The organism is Ruegeria sp. TM1040, assembly GCF_000014065.1.
Taxonomy (GTDB): domain Bacteria; phylum Pseudomonadota; class Alphaproteobacteria; order Rhodobacterales; family Rhodobacteraceae; genus Epibacterium.
This window is the reverse complement of record NC_008044.1, coordinates 1986262-2007758: the sequence shown is the minus strand read 5'-3', so window position 1 is coordinate 2007758 and position 21497 is coordinate 1986262. Positions and strand designations below refer to the sequence as shown.

General features: G+C 63.1%; 18 protein-coding genes. 10 read left to right on the top strand and 8 right to left on the bottom strand.

Translation table 11 applies throughout. The features are described 5' to 3' along the window. Positions 1-52 precede the first annotated feature (52 nt). On the top strand, positions 53-1441 hold the full coding sequence (gene mgtE / locus TM1040_RS13940; RefSeq protein WP_011539232.1) for a magnesium transporter: 1389 nt from the start codon (positions 53-55) through the stop codon (positions 1439-1441). Between the two features lie 22 nt (positions 1442-1463). Next, entirely contained in the window at positions 1464-2051 is a 588-nt protein-coding gene (locus TM1040_RS13935; RefSeq protein WP_011539231.1) for a 5-formyltetrahydrofolate cyclo-ligase, read from the top strand. 164 nt (positions 2052-2215) lie between these two features. Here TM1040_RS13935 and TM1040_RS13930 read toward each other — a convergent pair whose 3' ends face one another. After that, entirely contained in the window at positions 2216-3055 is an 840-nt protein-coding gene (locus tag TM1040_RS13930) for a 2OG-Fe(II) oxygenase (RefSeq protein WP_011539230.1), read from the bottom strand. 376 nt (positions 3056-3431) lie between these two features. Here TM1040_RS13930 and TM1040_RS13925 point away from each other — a divergent pair, with 376 nt between their 5' ends. Then, positions 3432-4244, top strand: coding sequence for a TIGR00282 family metallophosphoesterase (locus TM1040_RS13925; RefSeq protein WP_011539229.1), 813 nt, complete (start codon positions 3432-3434; stop codon positions 4242-4244). Between the two features lie 404 nt (positions 4245-4648). On the opposite strand, the gene TM1040_RS13920 is transcribed toward TM1040_RS13925, so the two are convergent. Then, the gene (locus tag TM1040_RS13920; protein ID WP_011539228.1) at positions 4649-5542 is read right to left on the bottom strand and encodes a serine hydrolase domain-containing protein; all 894 of its coding nucleotides are present in this window, start codon (positions 5540-5542) and stop codon (positions 4649-4651) included. 281 nt (positions 5543-5823) lie between these two features. Between TM1040_RS13920 and TM1040_RS13915 the strand changes: the two genes are divergently transcribed. Both TM1040_RS13915 and TM1040_RS13910 read left to right on the top strand, forming a co-directional pair. After that, a complete protein-coding gene (locus tag TM1040_RS13915; protein WP_011539227.1) occupies positions 5824-7602 on the top strand; it encodes an SLC13 family permease in 1779 nt (592 codons plus the stop codon). Positions 7603-7719: 117 nt separating this feature from the next. Beyond that, entirely contained in the window at positions 7720-8184 is a 465-nt protein-coding gene (locus TM1040_RS13910; protein ID WP_011539226.1) for an META domain-containing protein, read from the top strand. Between the two features lie 93 nt (positions 8185-8277). Here the strand turns inward: TM1040_RS13910 and TM1040_RS13905 are convergent, their stop codons facing one another. From TM1040_RS13905 to TM1040_RS13895, 3 genes are all read right to left on the bottom strand, one after another. After that, a complete protein-coding gene (locus tag TM1040_RS13905; RefSeq protein WP_011539225.1) occupies positions 8278-8751 on the bottom strand; it encodes an NADAR family protein in 474 nt (157 codons plus the stop codon). 31 nt (positions 8752-8782) lie between these two features. Further along, positions 8783-10456 carry an FAD-binding dehydrogenase gene (locus TM1040_RS13900; RefSeq protein WP_011539224.1) on the bottom strand — a complete coding sequence of 558 codons (1674 nt, stop codon included), beginning with the start codon at positions 10454-10456 and terminating at the stop codon, positions 8783-8785. A gap of 204 nt (positions 10457-10660) precedes the next feature. Continuing rightward, positions 10661-12436: an SLC13 family permease gene (locus tag TM1040_RS13895; protein ID WP_011539223.1), complete on the bottom strand. Its 1776-nt coding sequence runs from the start codon at positions 12434-12436 to the stop codon at positions 10661-10663. A 461-nt stretch (positions 12437-12897) separates the two neighbouring features. Between TM1040_RS13895 and TM1040_RS13890 the strand changes: the two genes are divergently transcribed. Continuing rightward, on the top strand, positions 12898-13638 hold the full coding sequence (locus TM1040_RS13890) for a YebC/PmpR family DNA-binding transcriptional regulator (protein ID WP_011539221.1): 741 nt from the start codon (positions 12898-12900) through the stop codon (positions 13636-13638). 238 nt (positions 13639-13876) lie between these two features. Here TM1040_RS13890 and TM1040_RS13885 read toward each other — a convergent pair whose 3' ends face one another. Both TM1040_RS13885 and TM1040_RS13880 read right to left on the bottom strand, forming a co-directional pair. After that, entirely contained in the window at positions 13877-14734 is an 858-nt protein-coding gene (locus TM1040_RS13885; RefSeq protein WP_011539220.1) for a hypothetical protein, read from the bottom strand. 20 nt (positions 14735-14754) lie between these two features. Beyond that, positions 14755-15675, bottom strand: coding sequence for a LysR family transcriptional regulator ArgP (locus tag TM1040_RS13880; protein WP_011539219.1), 921 nt, complete (start codon positions 15673-15675; stop codon positions 14755-14757). Positions 15676-15784: 109 nt separating this feature from the next. On the opposite strand from TM1040_RS13880, the gene TM1040_RS13875 reads away from it, so the two are divergent. Together TM1040_RS13875 and TM1040_RS13870 are read left to right on the top strand one after the other, a co-directional pair. Beyond that, positions 15785-16414: a LysE/ArgO family amino acid transporter gene (locus TM1040_RS13875; protein ID WP_011539218.1), complete on the top strand. Its 630-nt coding sequence runs from the start codon at positions 15785-15787 to the stop codon at positions 16412-16414. A gap of 92 nt (positions 16415-16506) precedes the next feature. Beyond that, positions 16507-17448: a pirin family protein gene (locus tag TM1040_RS13870; RefSeq protein WP_011539217.1), complete on the top strand. Its 942-nt coding sequence runs from the start codon at positions 16507-16509 to the stop codon at positions 17446-17448. On the opposite strand, the gene TM1040_RS13865 is transcribed toward TM1040_RS13870, so the two are convergent. Then, positions 17397-19034, bottom strand: coding sequence for an ABC-F family ATP-binding cassette domain-containing protein (locus tag TM1040_RS13865; RefSeq protein ID WP_011539216.1), 1638 nt, complete (start codon positions 19032-19034; stop codon positions 17397-17399). The two genes, TM1040_RS13870 and TM1040_RS13865, sit on opposite strands and share 52 nt — an antisense overlap. A 293-nt stretch (positions 19035-19327) precedes the next feature. Here TM1040_RS13865 and TM1040_RS13860 point away from each other — a divergent pair, with 293 nt between their 5' ends. Then, positions 19328-20260 (top strand): DMT family transporter, encoded by a 933-nt coding sequence (locus TM1040_RS13860; protein ID WP_011539215.1) that lies wholly within the window; start codon positions 19328-19330, stop codon positions 20258-20260. 117 nt (positions 20261-20377) lie between these two features. After that, entirely contained in the window at positions 20378-21451 is a 1074-nt protein-coding gene (locus tag TM1040_RS13855) for a DUF1036 domain-containing protein (protein WP_011539214.1), read from the top strand. Positions 21452-21497 lie beyond the last annotated feature (46 nt).

The window sequence follows — 21497 nt, the reverse complement described above, 5'->3', positions numbered from 1 at the left end:
TGCCCTTCCGCATCCTTTAGACAGGGAACTCAGGTAAACCGGAGGGCGGCGAATGACCACAGGCGAGAACACCCCCGAAGCAGAAACCATGGGCGAGGACGCCTACGAGTTGGACAGAAAGCGGGTCGCGCAGATCCTCTTTGCGCTGGATCGCGACGACCGCGATGCGCTTGTGGAACTGATGGATCCACTGCACCCGGCTGATATTGCGGACCTTCTGGAACAGATCAACGCTTACGACCGGGGCCGACTGATCCGCCTCTATGACAAGGAGTTTGACGGCGACATCCTGTCGGAGCTGGATGAATCCATCCGCGAGGAGGTCATTGCGGCGCTGAACCCCGAGGTTCTGGCCGATGCGGTGCGCGATCTCGACAGTGACGATGTGGTCGATCTGCTCGAAGATCTCGAAGAGCCCCAGCAAGAGGCGATTCTCGACGCGCTGGAAGACAGCGACCGCGTCGCGATCGAGCAATCTCTGTCCTACCCTGAAAACTCTGCCGGGCGTCTGATGCAGCGTGAGGTGGTCACCGCACCCGAGCATTGGACCGTTGGGCAGGCCATTGACCACATGCGCGAGGCCGAGGAGCTGCCCGAACAGTTCTATCATGTGGTGATCGTGGATCCGCGCATGCATCCGATCGGGCAGGTCACTCTTGGGCGATTGATGAGTTCGCGCCGCACCAAACCGCTGATCGAGATCCTCGAGGAGACCTTTCAGGTCATTCCCGTGGGCCAGGACGAAGAGGACGTGGCCTATGCCTTCAACCAGTATCACCTGATATCGGCGCCGGTGGTGGACGAGGGCGGCCGTCTGGTCGGCGCCATCACCATCGACGATGCGATGGCGGTTCTGGACGAGGAACACGAAGAAGACATCCTGCGTCTGGCCGGTGTCGGCGAGGGGAGCCTGTCGGATCGGGTCTCCGAGACCACCAAGCAGCGCTTCCCGTGGCTGGCGGTCAATCTGGTGACGGCGATCTTTGCCTCTCTGGTGATTGCGCAGTTCGAGGCGACGATTGCGCAATTTGTGGCGCTGGCGGTGCTTATGCCCATCGTGGCCTCGATGGGCGGCAATGCAGGCACGCAGTCTCTTACGGTGGCGGTGCGCGCGCTTGCCACACGAGATTTGACCGGATCAAACGTCTGGCGTGTGATCCGACGCGAGGTACTGGTGGGGCTCATCAATGGCGGGATCTTTGCCGTGGTAATGGGCGTCATCGGCGTTGTGTGGTTCGGCACGCCGATGCTCGGTGTGGTGATCGCTGCCGCAATGGTGATCAACCTTGTCGTCGCCGGGCTCGCAGGGACCGTGATCCCGGTTATTCTGGACCGAATTGGGATCGACCCGGCGCTCGCCTCGGGGGCATTTGTGACCACGGTGACGGATGTTGTGGGATTTTTTGCCTTCCTGGGCCTTGCGGGGGCGGTCTTGATCTAACGCGACGCAGGGACATCAGCGCATGAGTGACACGGATCGGGACGCAGGCGATTTGACCGCCATCAAGGCAGCGGCGCGCAAGGCCGCCTTCGTGCGGCGCAAAGGCGCCTTTGAGACGCAGCGCCCCGGAGCGGCGGGCCATCTGGCCGAGGTGCTCGCAGGATATCGCGGCGTGCCTCTTGCGGGATATATGCCCATTCGCACCGAGATTGACCCGCTGGGTGTGATGGCCGAAGCCGCCGCCCACGGACCCGTGGGGGTGCCGGTGATCCAGGGCGCAGGCCTGCCGCTCAAATTCAGCCGCTGGCAGCCCGAAGGCGCGCTGCGCGACGGTCCTTTTGGCGCTAAGGTTCCGGAAGTAGACGATTACTTCGATCCCGAAATCCTCATTGTGCCGCTGGTGGCCTTTGATGCGGCGGGCAATCGCCTGGGCTATGGCGGCGGGTTTTATGACCGGACGCTGGACCGGCTTCGGGCGCAGCGTGCGACGCTGGCGATCGGGTTCGCCTTTGACGCCCAAGAAGCCGAAGGCCTGCCGCTCGAGCCTACCGATCAGCCGCTCGACATGATCGTGACCGAGAGCCGGGTGCTGGATTTCAAACGCCCCTGATGCGACTGACGCGACTGACGCCTCTGGCACAGGCGCTTTTCCCGCTGTGGGGACGTTTTTCTCAGGCCCCCATTGCGCGCCGATCTTGAGCATGCCGGATCACGCAGATCCGGCGGATCCCAGAGGGTTCGTCAGGGCAGGCGGGCCTCAGGGGCAGGGCGGGCTCAAAACCCCAGCTTCTCCAGACGCCACGCAAGCTTGCGGTGGAGCACCGGCGGCAAGAGGTCTTGCAAGAGCTCACGCCGCGCCACCTGCCGGTCGCGCTGGTCCTTGGTGCCGGGGCGCGGTTTAAAGAGCGTGGTGTGGCTCTTGCGGGTGCTGTCCCATGTCGCGGTGTAGTAATAGAGCGCAATCGACATGCGCGGCTCGCCATCGGGGTGGTTCACCGGCTCGGGGTTGCCATGCCAGCTCTCGGAGGAGGTGGAGAACATGCACATCCGGTTAAAGAGCGGCACGTAACTGGCAAGCTTTCCAGCCATATTCTCGTCCCAGACCTCGAAGGAACCGCCATATTCCTCGCGCCAGTCCTTGTTGAGGTAGATCAGCAGGTTCACGCGACGCTCGAGGTTCAGGCCCGCGTGGTGATTGAAATCTGCGTGAATATCCAGATGCCCGCCATTGGCCACCACATGAACGCCGCCACCTGCAAAATAGGGATCGGGGATCAGCCCCTTGATACCGGTGAGTTCCTCGATGAACGCCAGCATCGGGCGCGAGTTCAGCGCGTAAAACAGTTGCCGCGTATACATCGGCAGGCGTTCGGGCACATAAGAGGTCTTTAGTCGCTCCTGCGGGCGATCATAGCTGTTGGCTGCTTCGGGCAGTTGCTTCAGCTCCTCGCGGACACGCTCGAGGATCTCTGGGTTCAGGAAGTTGTCATAGCCACCGTAGTTGAAGGGGCCGCGGCCCTGATACTCTGCCGCATAGGGTGCGGCTGCAGCGCGGGCGTCTTTTGAGGACATCAAAAGCGTGTCGGGATCAAGGTTCAATACGGGTGTGGACATGATGAGGACTCGTCTGAAATGGCGTGAGGCGCCCCATCGGGTCGGGCGCGGCTCTGTGTCCAGACTTGTCGGCTGCCGGCCTGATCGCAACTCTTTTATTAAAAAAGGCGACGCTGGCGGGGATATATCCTCAAAACCGCATGCAATCGGAGGCAATCGGGGAAATTGTTTGCCGCGCTGGAACAGTCGCGCCCTCGGCGTGACATGCCCTGACGTGCCTTGGCATACACGATATGGCGTGGCCTTCGCATGATCCGGGCGTTAGGCGTCCCGGCGCGAGGTCTTCGCTCTGGTCAGGGCGCAGAGGCGATGTGTTTGCGCCGTCTCAGCGGCATTGCCCCTTGTGGCGGGCGGTCTCTGCGCCTATTGCGGGGACATGCGTATACTGTTTCTTGGCGATGTCATGGGCCGCGCGGGGCGTGCGGCGATAACCGAAACCCTGCCGCGTCTGCGCGACGAATGGCGGCTCGATTTTGTCGTGGTGAACGGCGAAAACGCCTCCAACGGCATGGGGCTGTCTGGCGAGCACGCCAAGATCCTGTTCGAAGCAGGGGCGGATTGCGTGACGCTTGGCGATCATGCGTTCGACCAGAAAGACATGCTCCAGTATATCGAACAGGACAGCCGTATCGTGCGCCCATTGAACTTTGCCAAGGGGGCGCCGGGGCGGGGACATCGGCTGTTCACCGCGCGCGGCGGGCAGAAGGTTCTGGTGCTGCAGGCGCTGGGGCAGGTGTTTATGAAACGCGCCTTTGATGATCCTTTTGGAGCGGTCGAAGGCGTGCTGAAATCCCATCCTCGCGGTGGGCTGGCGCAGGCGATCATTGTCGATATGCATTGCGAAGCCACCTCGGAGAAAATGGCGATGGGGCATTTCTGCAATGGCAAGGCCTCGCTTGTGGTGGGCACCCATACGCATGTGCCAACCGGGGATGCACAGATCCTTGAAGGCGGCACTGCCTATCTGACGGACGCGGGCATGTGCGGCGACTATAATTCCGTGATTGGCATGGATAAGGCGGAACCGATGCGTCGGTTCCTCACTGGCATGCCCAAAAGCCGCTTCACCCCGGCAACCGGGGCGGCAACGCTTTCGGGCGTCTATGTGGAAACCGATGACCGCACCGGCGCCGCCAAACGCATCGAGATGGTGCGTCAGGGTGGCCTCTTGCAACAAGCCGCGCCCTAACCGCGCGCCCGCCACGCAAAACCGGGGCGCTCCCGCCCGTCGTCATGCTTTTTGAAAAAAGCCCTCCTCCCGTTGGGCCGGGCCGCGCACGCTTTGCGTGCGCGGCCCGGCCCATCTGAGACCGTTTCTCTGGCGCAGGCCAGAGCAGCGTGTCTTGGGCGGGAGCGTCCCCTCGTTTGAGAGGCGCGTTCCGACCGGCCGCCACTGGATCGCCACTGGATCGTCACTGGATCATCACTTGGCCGCAACCGGACCGAAGCAACGTGAATGCCTTGGATCTGCAGGCGCGGCTTTGCGATCTTCAAAGTGGAATGTGACAGCCAGCAGGTTTGCACGCGCAATACCAAGCGGCGGAACATCCTCATGCGCCACGCCTCCTGCGAGGACGCCCGCAAGTGGTGCGGTCAGGCTGACAGGGCCGCCGCAACCGCCGCATGTTCTGCAACCCCTTCAAGGGTGCCGTCGGTGAAACTGGCCACGGTAACAGGCGGTGACAGGTCGGGGAAATGATAGACTGCGTTGACGCTGAAGGGGCCTGCGCCGGAATGGCCGATCATGCGCCCGGCCTCCCCTGCGCGCCCACTCATGAGCCCCAGCGCATAGCCGCATTCGGTCCAGGGGCGCCCCTCGATTACCCCGCCGAGGGGATGGCTCTTGCGCATCTCGCGCAGCATCTCCGCATCAAGCAGCGTCCCCTCAAAGAGCCCCTGCAGGAGCCGCGCCGCATCTGCGGCTGTGCCCGTCAGGCAGCCATGATAGACCCAGCCAGGATGATAGCGCTTTGCGGCAGCCCAATGGACGCGCTCAAAATCGCGGCGGGTCTGGGCAAGCGTGATCGAACGCAGTTCAAGCGGGGCGCAGATCAACTGCTGGAGGAGATCTGAGAATGATTGCCCGGCCACCTCCTCAAGCAGGTCCCGCGCCACCATGAACCCAAGATTGGAATAGGACCAGCCCGTGCCGGGGGCAAACAGCCGGCCTTGCGCCATGGTGGCCGCGCGCAGAGCCTCGGCAGACCAGGGCTCCTCATTTTGCGCCACAGCCGCCCCATACGCGGGCAGGGTGAAATAATCCGGCAGCCCCGCAGTATGATCAAGCAGGTGTCGCAACGAGAAATCAAAGCCCGCCAGAGGGGCGTCGAGGTCGAGCCGACCGTCCTGCACCATCCGCAGGGCGCAGATTGCGATCACCGTCTTTGTAAAGCTCCAATAGGGGAAAATCTCTCCCGCGTCAGCACGCGGGCTGTCCGATCCCGAGGCAGAGAGACGATGGGTGAAAACAGGTCGATCCGGGGTCATTCGGCCACCATAAGACCTCGCGGAGCGAGCGCAATCTCCCGCAATGAATTGAGAGGCCAGCAGATAGGACCTGATACCTGCACGGGGTGAAGGGCCTGCGGTTTCGGGGGGTGATGCGGGGATCTGCGCATCCACCTGTGACGCAGGTGCCAATCTCGCCGCATCTGCCGAATTTTGCTGATACAATTGCTTGCTGCACGGCCTTTGATCGGTGAATATGTCCGTTGGCTGAAGCCTCGCCCCAAAATGCGGCGGGAGCACCCCAAACAGTGTGGATTTGAATGTTTCTCTTTCAATCGGGTGACACCACAAGCGCCATTATCGCGTTGTTGATCGTTCTTGCGATGTTCGTGGCCTTTTTGCGCGAAACCTATCCGACCGAGGTGGTGGCGATCTGTGGCGTCTCCTTGATGCTGATCACCGGGGTGCTGCCCTATGCCGAGGCGCTGCCGGTGCTGGCGAACCCGGCGCCCTGGACCATTGCGGCGATGTTCCTCATCATGGGGGCCCTGGTGCGCACCGGGGCGCTTGATGCCTTTACCTCTGTGGCCCGCAAAAAGGCCGAAGTGAGCCCGAAAATGGCAATCGCGCTCCTGATGGGCTTTGTGGTGATCGCCTCGGCCTTTGTGTCCAACACGCCGGTGGTGGTGGTGATGATCCCGGTCTTTATCCAGATCTCGCGCACGCTCAATGTTTCGCCCTCCAAGATGCTGATTCCGCTCTCTTATGCAGCGGTTCTGGGCGGCACGCTCACCTTGATCGGGACCTCTACCAACCTGCTGGTCGATGGGGTGGCCCGCGCGCAGGGTCTTGCGCCATTCTCTATCTTCGAGGTCACGCCCTTGGGCATCGTGGTTGTGGTCTGGGGGCTGATTTATCTGCGCTTTATCGCGCCGCGCCTGCTGCCGGAACGGGACAGTATGGCGATGATGCTCTCGGATCGCTCGAAGATGAAATTCTTTACCGAAGCGGTGATCCCGCCTGACAGCAACCTCATCGGCCGCGAAGTCACGGGCGTGCAGCTCTTCAAACGCCCGGGCGTGCGGCTGATCGACGTGATCCGCGGCGATGACTCGCTGCGGCGCAACCTGCAGGGCGTGGAGCTTCAGGTGGGCGACCGGGTTGTGCTGCGCACCCAGATGACAGAGCTTCTGAGCCTGCAGCGCAACAAGGAGCTGAAGCGCGTCGATCAGGTCTCGGCTGTGGAAACCAAGACGGTCGAGGTGCTCATCACGCCTGGCTGTCGCATGGTGGGGCGCAGCCTTGGGGCAATGCGCCTGCGTCGGCGTTATGGCGTCTATGTGCTGGCGGTACACCGGCGCAACCAGAACATCGGCGTGCAGCTTGATGATCTGGTGGTGCGCGTGGGGGATACGCTGCTGCTGGAGGGCGCGCCGGGCGATATCCAGCGCCTTGCGGCAGAGACGGACATGGCCGATGTGTCCCAGCCCACGCAGCGTGCCTATCGCCGCAGCCACGCGCCGGTTGCAGTGGCCGCCATGGTCGGCATCGTGATCGCCGCCGCCTTTGGTCTGGCACCGATCCTGATGCTGTCGATCCTTGCGGTGGCGCTGGTGCTGGCGACCCGCTGTATCGACGCGGATGAGGCGTTTTCCTTTGTGGATGGGCGGCTTCTGGCGCTGATCTTTTCCATGCTGGCCATTGGCGCGGCGCTTGAAAGCTCCGGCGCGGTCGAACTCATTGTCAACGCGATCTCCCCGGCCTTGGTGGATCTGCCGCCCTTCTTTCTGGTCTGGGCGGTATATCTTCTGACGTCGGTGCTCACCGAGCTTGTGTCCAACAATGCCGTTGCCGTGGTGGTCACGCCGATTGCGGTGGGGCTGGCGCAGGCCATGGGGCTTGATCCGCGCCCGCTGGTGATAGCGGTGATGATTGCAGCCTCGGCCTCATTTGCCACGCCCATCGGCTATCAGACCAATATGCTGGTCTATGGTCCGGGGGGCTACAAGTTCTCGGACTTCCTCCGGGTGGGCATTCCGCTCAATCTCTCGATGGGGCTTTTGGCCTCGGCCGTGATCCCGCTGCTCTGGCCACTCTGACATCGGGATGCGCGCCTTTTCGCGCATCCCACCTGCGTTGGATGCAATTCCCCTTGTGGTAGAGCGTCCCGCTTCCCACTTTTGTTTTCGATAGAGACAGAATTGGGAATGGGACCCATGATGACAACCCGAAGAGCTTTTATCGCCGCCGTTCTGGTAGCAGCCTCCGCCATCGTGATGGGCGCGCAGACCCGCGCGACCGAGCCAGCCACTCCGCCGCTGACCGATACGCAATGGACCCTGAGCGAGATTGAGGGCAAAGCCCCGCTCGAAGGTCGTGATCTCGACCTCATCTTTTTTGAGGATGGTCGTTTTGGTACCAGCGCGGGCTGCAACCGGTTCATGGGCGAGGTGGAGATCGAAGGCGATGAAATCACCTTTCCCGACAAGATCGCCGGCACCATGATGGCCTGCCCGGAGGGCCTTGCAGAACAGGAAGAAAAGCTGCTGTCGCTCCTTTCCGAGGTGACGCATTACCAGATCGAGCCAGACGCGCTGATCCTGATGGACAGCGACGGGCAGGCGCTTCTGCGTTACAGCCGAGAGGTCGAAGAAGAAGGTCTGGTTGAGACCAGTGGCTGATGTTGGCGGGCACATCCGAGACGAAATACCCCGGGGAGCGTTGGTCTCAGCGGTCCTCGCCCGTCCCTGATTTGGACCGCCAGCGCCGCCTCATCAGCGATTCAGCGCCGCCGCATCCTCAGCCAGTTCACCCCGAACCCGCATCAGGATCCGGCCCAGCTTGTTGAGACCCAGCCCATCCGGGCCGCAGCCCCAATAGGCATCCATAGGCGCGTTCTCCACCAATGGGGCATCGCCGGTGCCAAGAAGCAACTGCCGCGGCGCGCCATGGGTGCGAAACTTGCACAAGACCGCCGCATACATGATGTCATCCTTGACCTCCTCCCAGTCGGCACGCAGGGGGATCTTGCGCGTCATGCCAAGGGCTTTGGCATCCTTGGGTTTTTGGCACCGGCGAATGCGTGTGCGATAGGCTGCATCGTGAAATTTCATCGCCTGAAAATAGTGTTCCACCGTCGGCCACCAAATGTCCTCAAAGCACACCCCATAGGGCGCGAAGTTTGAAAACTCCGCATAAGGGTCCGTTTGCGCGTAAAAATAGATCGTATCTGGAGAGGGCGGTGTCATCGCGGCTGCCTAGCACACGTTTCCGCCCAGATCACGCGATCTGATCCGAACGCCCAGCCTGACGCCCCGAAAAGAGGCAGCCCCCCAGAAACGTGCCCTCAAGCGCATTGTAGCCGTGATACCCACCCCCGCCAAAGCCAGCCGCTTCGCCCACCGCAAAGAGGCCGGGCAGGGGCGCCCCGTCTGCGCCGATCATCTGACTCTCCAGTGTGGTGTGCAGCCCGCCCAATGTCTTGCGGGTGAGGATACTGAGCCGCACCGCGATCAGCGGCCCATTGGCGCGGTCCAGCAACCGATGCGGTTTCGCCGTGCGAATAAGCCGGTCACCGCGATAATTGCGCGCCGCGTGGATCGCCTGGATCTGGCGGTCCTTGGCAAAGGGATTGTCGACCTGCGCATCGCGCGCCTCGATCTGGGCGCGGATATGTGCCTCGTCAAGCGGCACATCCGCGATCTCATTCATGCCGCGCACAAGGTCCGAGAGCGTCTCGGCCACCACAAAATCCGCGCCATGTTTCTTGAAGGCTTCGACCGGGACGGGGGCCTTGCCGCCGGAAAAGATCCGCGCCCGGAGCACTTCGGCCCATGTGCCGGACGTGAGGTCTGGGTTCTGTTCCGAGCCCGACAGTGCAAATTCCTTCTGGATGATCTTCTGACTGAGGATGAACCAGCTGTAGTCCTGCCCGCTGGCCAAGATTGCCTTGAGCGTCCCAAGCGTGTCAAACCCCGGCAGCGCCGGATCGGGCAAGCGGGTGCCATGTGCGTCAAACCAGAGCGACGACGGGCCGGGCAGGATGCGGATGCCGTGGTTGGGCCAGATCGGGTCCCAGTTTCTCAGCCCCTCGCAATAGTGCCACATGCGGTCGCCGTTGATGATATGGCCGCCCGCCGCCTGCGCGACCTTCAGCATGCGCCCGTCCACATGGGCCGGCACGCCCGACACCATCCGGCTGGGCGCCGGGCCAAGCCGCTCTGTCGGCCAGTTTTCGCGGACCATCTCCAGATTGCCGCCGATCCCCCCCGAGGCCACAATGAGCGAGGGCGCGTAGACTTCGAACTCGCCGACCTCATGCCGGTTGGTTTGTGCGCCGATCGGGCCCTGGTCATCGGCCAGCACCTCGCCCGAAACCCCTTTGATGTGACCGCCCTGCTGGATGATATGGCTGACCTGATGGCGAAAGCGCGCGTCGATCCGTCCCGTCGCAACATGGGCATGCACGCGCTGGGCAAATGGGGCGACTACGCCCGGCCCGGTGCCCCATGTGATATGGAACCGCGGCACGGAGTTGCCATGCCCTTCGGCGCGCCCATCGCCGCGCTCGGCCCAGCCCACGACTGGAAACCAGCGCAGGCCCAGATCATGCAGCCACGCGCGCATATCGCCTGCGGCAAACTCGAGATAGGCCTTGGCCCATTGACGCGGGCTCTGATCCTCGGGACGGTCGAACTGCGCGCTGCCCGCCCAGTCGCGCTGCGCAAGATCCAGACTGTCGCGGATGCCCATGCGGCGCTGCTCGGGGGTGTCCACCATAAAGAGGCCGCCAAGGCTCCAATGGGCTTGCCCGCCGATGAAATGAGCCGGCTCCTGTTCCAGCAGGATCACCCGCTTGCCGCGATCCGCCAGCTCATTGGCCGCAACCAGACCTGCCAGACCGGCCCCGATCACGATGACATCGGCGTGGTTGTCGCGCTGTGCGGCGGCCATGGCGCTCCTCCTTCAGTGGCGTGCCTTTCCTCCAGAGCCTAGGCGCAAGGCGGCCAGTCGCGCAATCTTTGCGTGTGGGGCTGCCGCAAGGGCAACGCATGGTGTGATGGGACACCCCGGCCAAGGGCACGCCGTCGCCGGTCGTGAGGCGTGCCTCAGACCCTCGGCAGCGGGGCGCGCATCGCGCGGCGTGCTTGGGGCGCTTCAGAGGGGCCAGAAGAACAGGATCGCTGGGATCGAGACCGCGATCACAAGGATCTCGAGCGGCAGCCCCATCCGCCAGTAATCGCCGAACTTATAGCCGCCGGGGCCAAGCACCAACGTGTTGTTCTTATGGCCGATGGGGGTGAGGAAAGCCGCCGAGGCCGCCACCGCAACCGCCATCAGGAAGGGGTCGGGCGACACATTCAGCGCCTGAGCCATGGAGATCCCCACCGGCGCCGCCACAATCGCGGTCGCCGTGTTGTTGAGCACATCCGACAGCGTCATTGTCACCACCATCAGCACTGTCAGGATCGCCCAGGCGGGCAGCCCTGTGGTCAGCTCAACAAGCCCATGGGCCAGAAGCTCGGTGCCGCCTGACGTTTCGAGTGCTTGTCCCAGCGGGATCATCGACCCCAAGAGCACCACCACAGGCCATTCCACATGGTCATAGATCTCTGCCACAGGCAGGATCTTTAGCAAGACATAGCCAATCGCAACCAGTCCCAGCGCCACCGGCAGATAGACCAGCCCCACCGACGCCGCCAGAACCGCCGCGGCAAAGAGCCCGATTGCCCACCAGGTCTTGTCATTGGCCGTCACCGAAAGACCGCGTGCCGCGAGTGGCAGACAGCCCAACCACTCTGCAACCTCTGCCCCGCGATCGCGCGGGCAGAGGATCAGCAGGATGTCTCCGGGCGCCACTTCGGTCTGGCGCAAATGTTTGGTCAGCCGCTCGCCCTGACGCGCAATGCCAAGGAGTACCGCGCTCTGGCGCCAGGCGAGTCCGACGCCCTGCGCGCTGCGGCCCGCAATACGGGAATATTCTGGCACCACCACCTCGATCAGCTCGAGCCCTTCGCCCGCAGCCTTCAGCTTTTCTTCGCGCGCGGCATCGGAAAAATCGAGTTTGAGCGTGGCGCGGAATTCATCCAGCGCATCCGGGGTGGCCTCCAGCACGATGGTATCGCCCGCCTGCAGTAGCGCCCCCGCTGCCCGGCCATAGCGACGTTGCCCGCCGCGGATCAGCCCCAGGATGGCCACATCGGCCTTCTCGGCTTCCGGATCCAGACTGCCAAGCCGCTGGCCAATCAGATCGCTGTCTTCTGGCACTGTCAGCTCTGCGATATAGGGGGCAAGCTGGCTCTCGGTGGCGCCCGCCGCGCCCGAACGATCCGGGATCAGCCGCCAGCCCACCAGCGCCACAAAGGCCAGCCCCGCCGCTGCCGCCGCCAACCCCACGGGGGCAAAATCGAACATCTTGAACGGTTCGCCCAACGTGTCATGGCGGATGCTGGCGATGATGATATTGGGCGGGGTGCCGATCAGCGTCGCCATGCCGCCAAGAATGGTGGCAAAGGACAAGGGCATGAGGCTCTGACCTGGCGTGCGCCCTGCCTTGCGTGCCGTCTGGATGTCCACTGGCATCAAGAGCGCAAGAGCGGCCACATTGTTCATAAAGGCCGACAAGACCGCGCCCACGCTGCCCATCAGCGCAATATGCGCGCCAAGCGCCCGGCTCTGGTCCACCAGTGTCCGGGTGATAAGATGCACGGCCCCGGATTTCACCAGCCCGGCCGACACCACAAGCACCAGCGCCACCACCAGGGTGGCCGGATGACCAAAGCCCGCAAAGGCATCTTCGGCCTTCACCAGCCCCAGGACCACCGCCACCATCAGTGCGCCAAAGGCCACCAGATCATAGCGAAACCTGCCCCAGAGCAGCAGGCCGAACACGGTCGCAAAGAGGCCAAAAAGCAGGGTTTGATCCAATGTCATTCGGGGCTCCGCCGCATCGTGATACGCCACCGAAGAAGCTCGGATGTCGCGTGTCTCAGAACAGAAGTGCAGCCTCATGCATGGAAAATCAATAGTTTACTCTGGTGGCTTCCCTCTAGGGCATGATCTGACTGGCCCGATGCGTCGCGCCCAAAATCTCTGGAACGCTCTCGCCTTGGTATGTCGCGGCGCGCCCCTTGATCCACGCCATGCGGCTGAGGCGGCGTTCGGTAGGGGGGCGGAGAAAGATCGCATCGCCGACGATACTCTGCGTGAAAGAGGCAGTGGTCCCTGCACGATGCGACCGACGGGGCTTGAGCCCTGGACGCAGCAGTGTCGCGGCCCGTCTATGGGGCCGGAAATCGGGATGCGCGCAGAAGAAAAACAGCCCGCGCTTGAAAGCCTGCGCTCTCAGAGGCTATATGAGCGCCAGTTTCTGAAATCAAAACACAGGATGCACCATGGCAGGCCATTCCAAATGGGCAAACATCCAGCACCGTAAAGGTCGCCAGGATGCTGCGCGGTCCAAGCTCTTCTCCAAACTTTCCAAAGAAATCACCGTCGCCGCCAAAATGGGCGACCCGGACCCTGAAAAGAACCCGCGCCTGCGCCTTGCTGTGAAGGAAGCCAAGTCGAACTCCGTGCCCAAGGACGTGATCGACCGCGCCATCAAGAAGGCGACCGGGGGCGATGCGGAGAACTACGACGAGATCCGCTACGAGGGTTACGGCCCCAATGGTGTCGCAGTGATCGTCGAGACCATGACCGACAACAAGAACCGCACCGCCTCCACCGTGCGCTCGACCTTCTCCAAGAACGGCGGCAACCTCGGTGAAACCGGCTCTGTCGGCTTCATGTTCGAACGCAAGGGCGAAGTGACCTATCCAGCCTCTGTGGGCGATGCGGACACGGTGATGATGGCCGCAATCGAAGCGGGCGCCGAGGATGTGGAAAGTTCTGAAGACGGGCATGTGATTTTCTGCGCGGATACCGACCTCAACGAGGTGTCCAACGCGCTTGAGGCGGAGCTTGGCGAATCCGAGAGCACCAAGCTGATCTGGAAGCCCACCACCACCACCGAGCTTGATCTCGAAGGCATGCAAAAGCTGATGAAACTGGTGGATGCGCTGGAAGACGACGATGATGTGCAGCGCGTGACCACCAACTTTGAGGCCTCCGACGAGGTGATGGCCCAGCTCTGATCTTGGGATCAGGCAGGCTTGTGATACCGGCCCCACGTTTTCAGGCGTGGGGCCGTTTTCTTTTCTGGGTGGCCTGTGCCGGTCGGGGGCATCGCGATCCTTGCCTTGAGTGAACAGGCACGAGTGAAAAGACGCGCGCCTCGCGGGGTGGGGGACGGAACCGCGTCCCCGCAGATCTGCCTCTGGATCCTCCTAAGGGGCCCTTCATGCGTGGTTGTTTCGCTCGCGCAGCGGTGTTCTACGGGGACGTTAGAACCCCTGCGGCGCGCAGTTCAGCATGATCGGGGTACCACATCTCTTCGGGGGGGCGGTCAAAGATCCGCGCCGCAAACCCGGGCTGCATTCCCTGCGCCAAAAAGAAGACGCGGTCTTTTTCCTGCGCCGCATCAATGTCATAGCCGGGTAAATGCACCCATTCACTGAGGCCGTAGCCGTGAAACCCGAGCCGCGCCTGCGGGTCGAGGTGGCGCCGTGTTCCGGCCATGAACAAAAGCGTGCAGGCCGAACTGCAGGCTTCACTCACCGTTGTCTCGAGACCCGCGCCCATGATCACCTGCGCCGCACCGCGCGCTTCAAAGACATGCCCACCCGGACTGCCGAGATGGATCACGCGCAGATCCGGAGCGTTCTCTACGATCTGCGCCAGCCGCGCCTTCAGCCCATAGGTGATCTCGCCCTCAAATTGCACTGTGCGCCCATCGGCGCTGAGGGTGAGTTGATACAGCGCTTCGCGCGCCCGGCGCATCTGTTCGCTGTGCTGTTCCTCGGGGGGCGGCATGTTGGCGATCAAAACCGTGTCCCACCAGAGGGTTGCGCTTGATAACAGCGCCAGCAGACACAGCAGATACCCGCCCCAACTCGGCGCCATTGCGCCGGTGTCGCGGATATGGGCTTCGGCGGCCTGATGATAACGCCAGAGCTGCCAGACCAGAAACCCCGCATCCAGAACCGCTGCCGGGTAGACCAGCCAGATCGGCAGCTGCAGGCTCTGATTCATGGCCCAGAGCGCGGCAAGAACTGCGGCACGCGGCAACACCAGATGCAGCCAGACGCTATGGGCAAACGATCCTTTGGGGAGGTGGGGCACTGACAGCATAGGCCAAGCCTAGCATCAACTCACCCGCCACGGCCAGCACGCGCGTTGGAGGCCTTTGGGGGCGGATGCAGATTGGCGCTGGCAGCACGGCGCACGGCTTGGGTGATCTCTACAAGCGCGGGGGCCATGATCCGACTCACATGCCAATAGAGTGGTGTTTCAAGCGGGCTCTGTGGGATCAGTTCGACCAGGGCACCAGAGGCCAGATGCGGTTCGGCCAGTGTCTCGGGGTTCATGCCCCAGCCGAGCCCCGCGGCCGCCGCATCGAGAAAGGCCTGCGTCGATGACAACGCATGTGAGGGCGGTGTGAGGCCGGGGGCGACATGGCGCGCAAGCCAGCGGTGTTGCAGCCGATCCTTTGCGTTGAACACCATGCAGGGCGCGACGCTTGCGGTCTCTGGCGTCACGCCACCCGGAAACCAGCGCGCCATATAGGCGGGGCTGGCCGTTGCGACATAGCGCAGATGCCCAAGCGCATGCACATCGCAGCCCGCAACCGGACGCGGCTCGGCGCTGACCGCCGCCGAGACCACCCCGCGGCGCAGCCAGTCGGTGCTGTGGTCCTGATCGTCGATCACAAGATCAAACAGCACATCCCCCGCCGCTACCATCGCCTCGACAAACCAGGTCGCAAGACTGTCCGCATTGACCGCCAGCTTGAGCCGCGCGGGTGTTTCGGCGCCCTCGAGCGACAAGTCCCGGCTAAGGCGACGCTCAAGGAGCGCGACATCCTCTGCATGTTTGGCAATCCGAAGCCCGGTTTCTGTGCCAGTGCAAGGGCTTGAGCGATTGACGAGGGGCGTGCCGATGCGATCCTCCAGCGCCTTGATCCGCTGTGAGATCGCCGAGGGTGTCACCCCAAGCGCCGCCGAGGCCGCATCAAAGCTGCCAAGGTCGAGCACCGCCGAAAGAGCCGCCAGTTGAAGGGGATCGTATCGCATTAGCCAGTCTTAATATGCCACAGTATCTTTAATTTGATTACGCCACCCCGGCTGGTTAGTCAAAGGCAGCCGCAGGACTGCGGCGCACACAGCCCAAAGGACAGACGCCATGCAGCCCCTCCCGATGACCCCAGACATGCTGCCAATTCTGATGGCAGGCTTTGGCCTTGGCTTCAGCCTCATCCTTGCGATTGGCGCGCAGAACGCTTTTGTGCTGCGGCAGGGGATACGCGGCCAGCATGTCTTGCCAATCGTGCTGACCTGCGCTCTGTCGGATGCGCTGCTGATCACGGCGGGGGTTGCGGGCTTTGGGACGCTGACCTCTGCGTTGCCGTGGTTCGAGCCCGTGATGCGCATCGGCGGCGCGCTGTTCCTGACCGGCTACGGGCTGCGGTCGCTGCGCTCGGCGTGGACGGGCGGGGCTGCGCTTTCGACCGAGGGGCAGGGGGTTCAGACCGCGCTCTGGCCAGCGGTTCTGACCTGCCTCGCCTTCACCTGGCTCAATCCGCATGTCTATCTCGACACGGTTGTGCTGCTGGGCGCGATCTCGGCGCAATATACGCCGGCCTGGGTCTTTGGCCTTGGTGCGGTGACGGCCTCTTTTGTGTTCTTTTTCACGCTCGGGTATGGAGCGCGGCTGCTGGCACCGATCTTTGCCCGCCCCCGCGCGTGGCAGGTGCTGGACGCGCTGATCGGCGTGGTCATGCTGGCGCTTGCGGTCAAGCTCGCGCTGATGTGAGACCCTGCGCAGACCCTGTGCAAAAGCAAAGGGCTGCCAGAACGCTGTCTTTCGCCTAGCTTGAAGGAAAGCGGCGAGGAAAGGACAGATCCATGAGCTGGAACCCGACACTTGAACCCATGTGCCCCGAAGCGGGCAATCTCGACAGTATCGAGACGCTGGTGGTGCCCCGCGCGCGCGACATCGGTGGTTTCGAAGTGCGCCGCGCCCTGCCTGCGCCCCGGCGGCAGATGGTGGGGCCGTTCATCTTCTTTGATCAGATGGGTCCGGCAGAATTCCTCACCGGCGCGGGCATCGACGTGCGCCCGCACCCTCACATCGGCCTTGGCACCGTAACCTACCTCTATCAGGGTGAGTTTGAGCATCGCGACAGCCTCGGCACCCATCAGATGATCTATCCGGGCGAGGTGAACTGGATGGTGGCTGGCAACGGCGTCACCCATTCCGAGCGCACCTCGGAAGCCACCCGCAAGGGCCAGAGCAGCCTCTTTGGCATCCAGACCTGGATCGCGCTGCCGGAAAACAAGGAAGACATGGCGCCAGTGTTTGAGCATCACGGCAAAGAAGCCCTGCCGCATCTGCTGGGGGAAGGCAAAGAGGTGCGCCTGATCCTCGGCACCGCCTGGGGAGAGACCGCGCCTGTCACCATGCACTCGGAAACCTTCTACGCGGACGTGATCCTGGAGGCGGGGGCAAAGCTGCCGATGCCCGACAACCACGAGGACCGCGGGCTGTATATCACCCGTGGTGCAGTCGAGATCGCAGGCCAGACCTTTGGCGCCGGGCAGATGATGGTCTTTCGCCCCGGTGATGCGATCACGGTCACCGCAGGTCCCGAAGGCGCGCGGCTGATGGCGCTCGGCGGTGAGACCATGGGCGGGCCGCGCCACATCTGGTGGAACTTCGTCGCCTCCTCCAAGGAGAAGATCGAAGAGGCCAAACAGGCCTGGGCGCGCGGCGATTTTGCCAGCAATCCCCGCTTTCAGCTGCCACCGGGCGATGACAGTGAATTTATCCCGCTGCCCGAGCGCTGAGACGGCAGCACGAGGCGGCGGGTGAGAGCGATCCGGTCAAGGAACGCGCTGTCGTGGCTCACCACGATGAGCGCACCGTCATACCCCAAAAGCGCCGCCTCCAGTGCCTCCAGCCCCTCAAAATCAAGGTGATTGGTCGGCTCGTCCAGCACCAGAAGCGGCGGCGGAGTTGGACGTGCCAGCGTGCAGGCGAGCCCCGCCCGAAGCCGCTGCCCGCTACTGAGCGCCGCGGCCTGCCACAGCGCCTCGGAGGCGCGAAACCGAAACCGCGCCAGCGCCGCATGGGCATCCTGCGCTCCCACACCGGGGTTGAGCCGAAGGTAATTTTCCAAGAGCGTCTCGTCGCTCTTCAAGAGGCTCAGATGCTGATCCAGCAGTGCCGCCTCTGCCGGGCGCGTGATGTGCCCGGCGTGTGGCTCAAGATGTCCGAGGATCAGTGACAACAGCGTGGTCTTGCCACAGCCATTGGGGCCCATCACGGCGATCCGCTCCGGCCCGGTGATCTCCAGTGAAAAATCCCGCAAAACCGTATGGGGGCCATAGCCCGCGGTGATGTGCTGCAGCGCGACGAGGCGCGTCTGGTTCCGCAGGCCGGTTGCGGGGATCTCCATCTGGATCGGTTCAAGCACCTCTATGCGCTCACGCGCATCAGCAAGGGCGGCCTCGGCCTCGGTGCGCCGGGCCTCGCGCAGCCGAACGCCCGCTCCCTTGGAGGCCTCGGCACGTTCTTTTGCCTTGTCCAGCAACACCTTGGGCTGACTTCCTGACGCCCGCGCCGCCCGGCCTTGGCTGTCGCGCCGGGCCTTGCGCTCTGTGGCGTCCTGGGCGCGGCGCATGGTTTCCTTGCGGGTCTTCTCGGCCTCATGAAGGTCCTGATAGGCCGCAGCCAGCTCCATGTCCCGCTCGGCGCGATACTGGCTGTAAGGGCCTGCATAGCGCTGGGCGCCACCCGCCCGCAGCTCCACGATCGCGTCCATCTCTTCCAAAACAGCGCGATCATGGCTCACCACCAGCGCAAGGCCGCGCCAGTCGCGCAGCAGCCTCCGCACCATGGCGCGCCCCTCGGCATCAAGCGTGTTTGTGGGCTCATCCAGAAGCAGAATATCGGGTGCCTGAAAGATCTGCGCGGCCAGCGCCACACGCGTGCGCTGCCCTCCCGAAAGCGGCGCGAGCGGCTCTTCTGGCGCGACGGACACCCCGCAGCGTTGCAAGGCTGCCTCAATGCGCGCGGGCAGCGTCCAATCTGCCTCGGCCAGGTCGGTGTCCGTGGCCACGCCGCGCTCGATACGCCGCAACCGCGCAAGGGCAGGGGCTACCCCAAAGAGATCAGCCACCGTGAGATGCGCCGCGCTGGCCACCTCCTGTCGCATCCATCCCAGACGGCCAGAGACCTGTACGCGCCCGCCCTCAGGGGGCAGGTCGCCTGCAATCAGACGCAGAAGTGTTGTCTTGCCAGAGCCGTTTCGGCCGACAAGACCCATCCGTCCGGATTGCAGATGAAGGGTAAGATCAGAGAAAAGCGGTCGCGCGTCAGCGGCGGACCAGCGCAACCCGTCGAGCAGGACGCAAGCGGAGGGAGAGGACATGACAAAGGACCACGTGCAGCGACACAAACAGGGCGAATGCGGCAAGGGTCTGGATCATGGATCGGGTCTTCCTCTGCTGGTTACGACCAGAACTATATGCGCCTCTTTCGCAAAGGCAAGCACCCATCGATGCAACATCACGTCAGGCAGAAAGCCGCCTGCCAGGGCGCCGTCAGTGCTGGGCCCCGCGCAGCTGCCGGTCAGGCCGACGCACAATTGCATCCCTGAAAGGGGTACAATATTTCACAAGTGAAGGGTTGTCTTGCCGCCGCAATAGGTGTCTTTTTGCGCGCATGAGCGATGTATCCCAGACCAAAGCCCCGGCCACAGAGCCCACCTCCAATCCGATGCGCGGCGTGTTCTGGATGCTGGTGACGGGGCTGAACTTTGTCGCGGTCACGGCGCTCGTCAAATACATGGGCCCACGCATTCCCCCCGCCGAGAGTGCCTTTCTGCGCTATCTGCTGGGGCTGGTGTTCCTGATCCCGATGATCCGCTCGATCAAGGCGGTGGAGTGGACGTCCCAATTGCATGGTCTCTTTGCGCTGCGCGGCGCGGTCCATGCGCTCGGTGTGATCATGTGGTTTTTTGCCATGACCCGCATCCCGCTGGCCGAGGTCACAGCGATGAATTACCTCTCGCCCGTCTATGTGACACTGGGAGCGGCGATCTTTATGGGCGAAAAACTCGCCTTTCGCCGCATTGCAGCCGTCGGGGTGGCGCTTCTTGGGGTGGTGGTGATCCTGCGCCCGGGCTTTCGCGAGGTGTCGCCGGGGCATCTGGCAATGCTCATCACTGGCTTTGCCTTCGGACTCTCATACCTCTTGGCCAAAACCATGGTCGGGCGCACCAATCCCACCGTTGTGGTGGCGATGCTGTCGATCTGGGTGACCATCGGACTTGCGCCCTTTGCACTGGCCAACTGGGTCACGCCGACCCTCTTTGAACTGGCGCTGCTCTTTGGGGTCGCCTGTTTTGCCACCGCTGGCCACTATACGATGACGCTGGCCTTTGCCTCGGCGCCGCTGACGGTGACACAGCCGGTGACCTTCCTGCAGCTGATCTGGGCCACGCTTCTTGGCGCGCTGGCCTTTGGCGAAAGCGTCGATGTCTGGGTGGTCGTGGGCGGCACCATGATCCTTGGCGCGGTGACCTTCATCACCTGGCGCGAGGCGATGGTAAAGCGGCGCGCCATCACCCCCGCCCCGCATGCCACAAAGTCCTGATCACGATATATCACCGTAATATCATGGAAAAAGCCCGTTAAGGGCCGCTGCACCTGTCGTCAGAGTGTTACACTTCTGTCATAGATGTTTGCATCGTGATGTACAAAATGATCCCTCATGTCGTTCCCGGCTGTTAGGCGCCTGTGCCTGCTGGCCGCTACGCTCGCCTTGCCGTCTGCGGGGCAGGCGGCGCTTGACCTGTGCAACGACACCACCGCGGCGCAGCGGGTGGCAATCGGCTTTCAGGAGGCGGGCGACTGGACCTCAAAAGGCTGGTGGGATCTGCCTGCTGGCAGCTGTACAGAGGTGCTCTCTTCCGCGTCGACAAGCCGGTTTTATTATCTGCGGGTAGAGACCGAGGGCTGGGCCTTCACCGATGACAGGCTTGGGTTTTGCGTTGCTGACACGGATTTTGAAATCAAGGGCGAAGATGGGTGCGCGCGCCGTGGCTTTCGCCAGGAGAATTTCGCACGGATCGACACCAGGGGCGCCGCTGCACCCGACCCAACAGCCCAGACGCGGCCAGCCGCAGATCCGGACACTGGGTCCGACGCCGCGCGCAGGACTTTTACACACCACCTCAGCGCCCATCTCACTCCGATCAAATCCGACGTCCCGGCGCGCCATGTGGTTCAGTCCGGGTTCAGCACCAAAGCCGTGTTTCAAGGCTGTGATGCGGAAACCACCGCCTATGCCAGCTTTTGCACCTTCATCGGCGCCGGGCGGCGCTATCTGGTTTATGACGACGGGCGCACCTCCGCCGCGCTCTGGCAGGAGATCCAGCAAGCCATCCGCGGGCGACGCTACACGCTCGAGGGTTTGCGAGAGGATCTTTTTGACACCACGTCAGAACTGGTTCTGCGCGCCATCCGACCAGAGCCCGAGGATCGCTCGGATCAGCTCTTGGCCAGCCTGCAGGGTCTCTGGCGCTCCACCATCGATCCCAATGACAGCTTTCGCGTCAGCGGGGCCGAGCGCATAAACGCCTATGCCGGGGCGGAAACATCGGTCGAATACCTCTCATTGCACAAACCCTGCGCCGAGGCGGGCGACGTGGGTCCCTTCCTTTTTACCTGGGACAACAATTCCGGCACCAGCCTGTGCTACGCCATTGCCCGCCTCACTGACACCGAACTGGCGCTGATCTACCTTCCGCGCGGGACCGAACTGGTCTACCGCCGCGAGGGCTGAGCCCGCGGCCTTCTTCTAACCTCAAATATCCCGGGGTCCGGGGCAG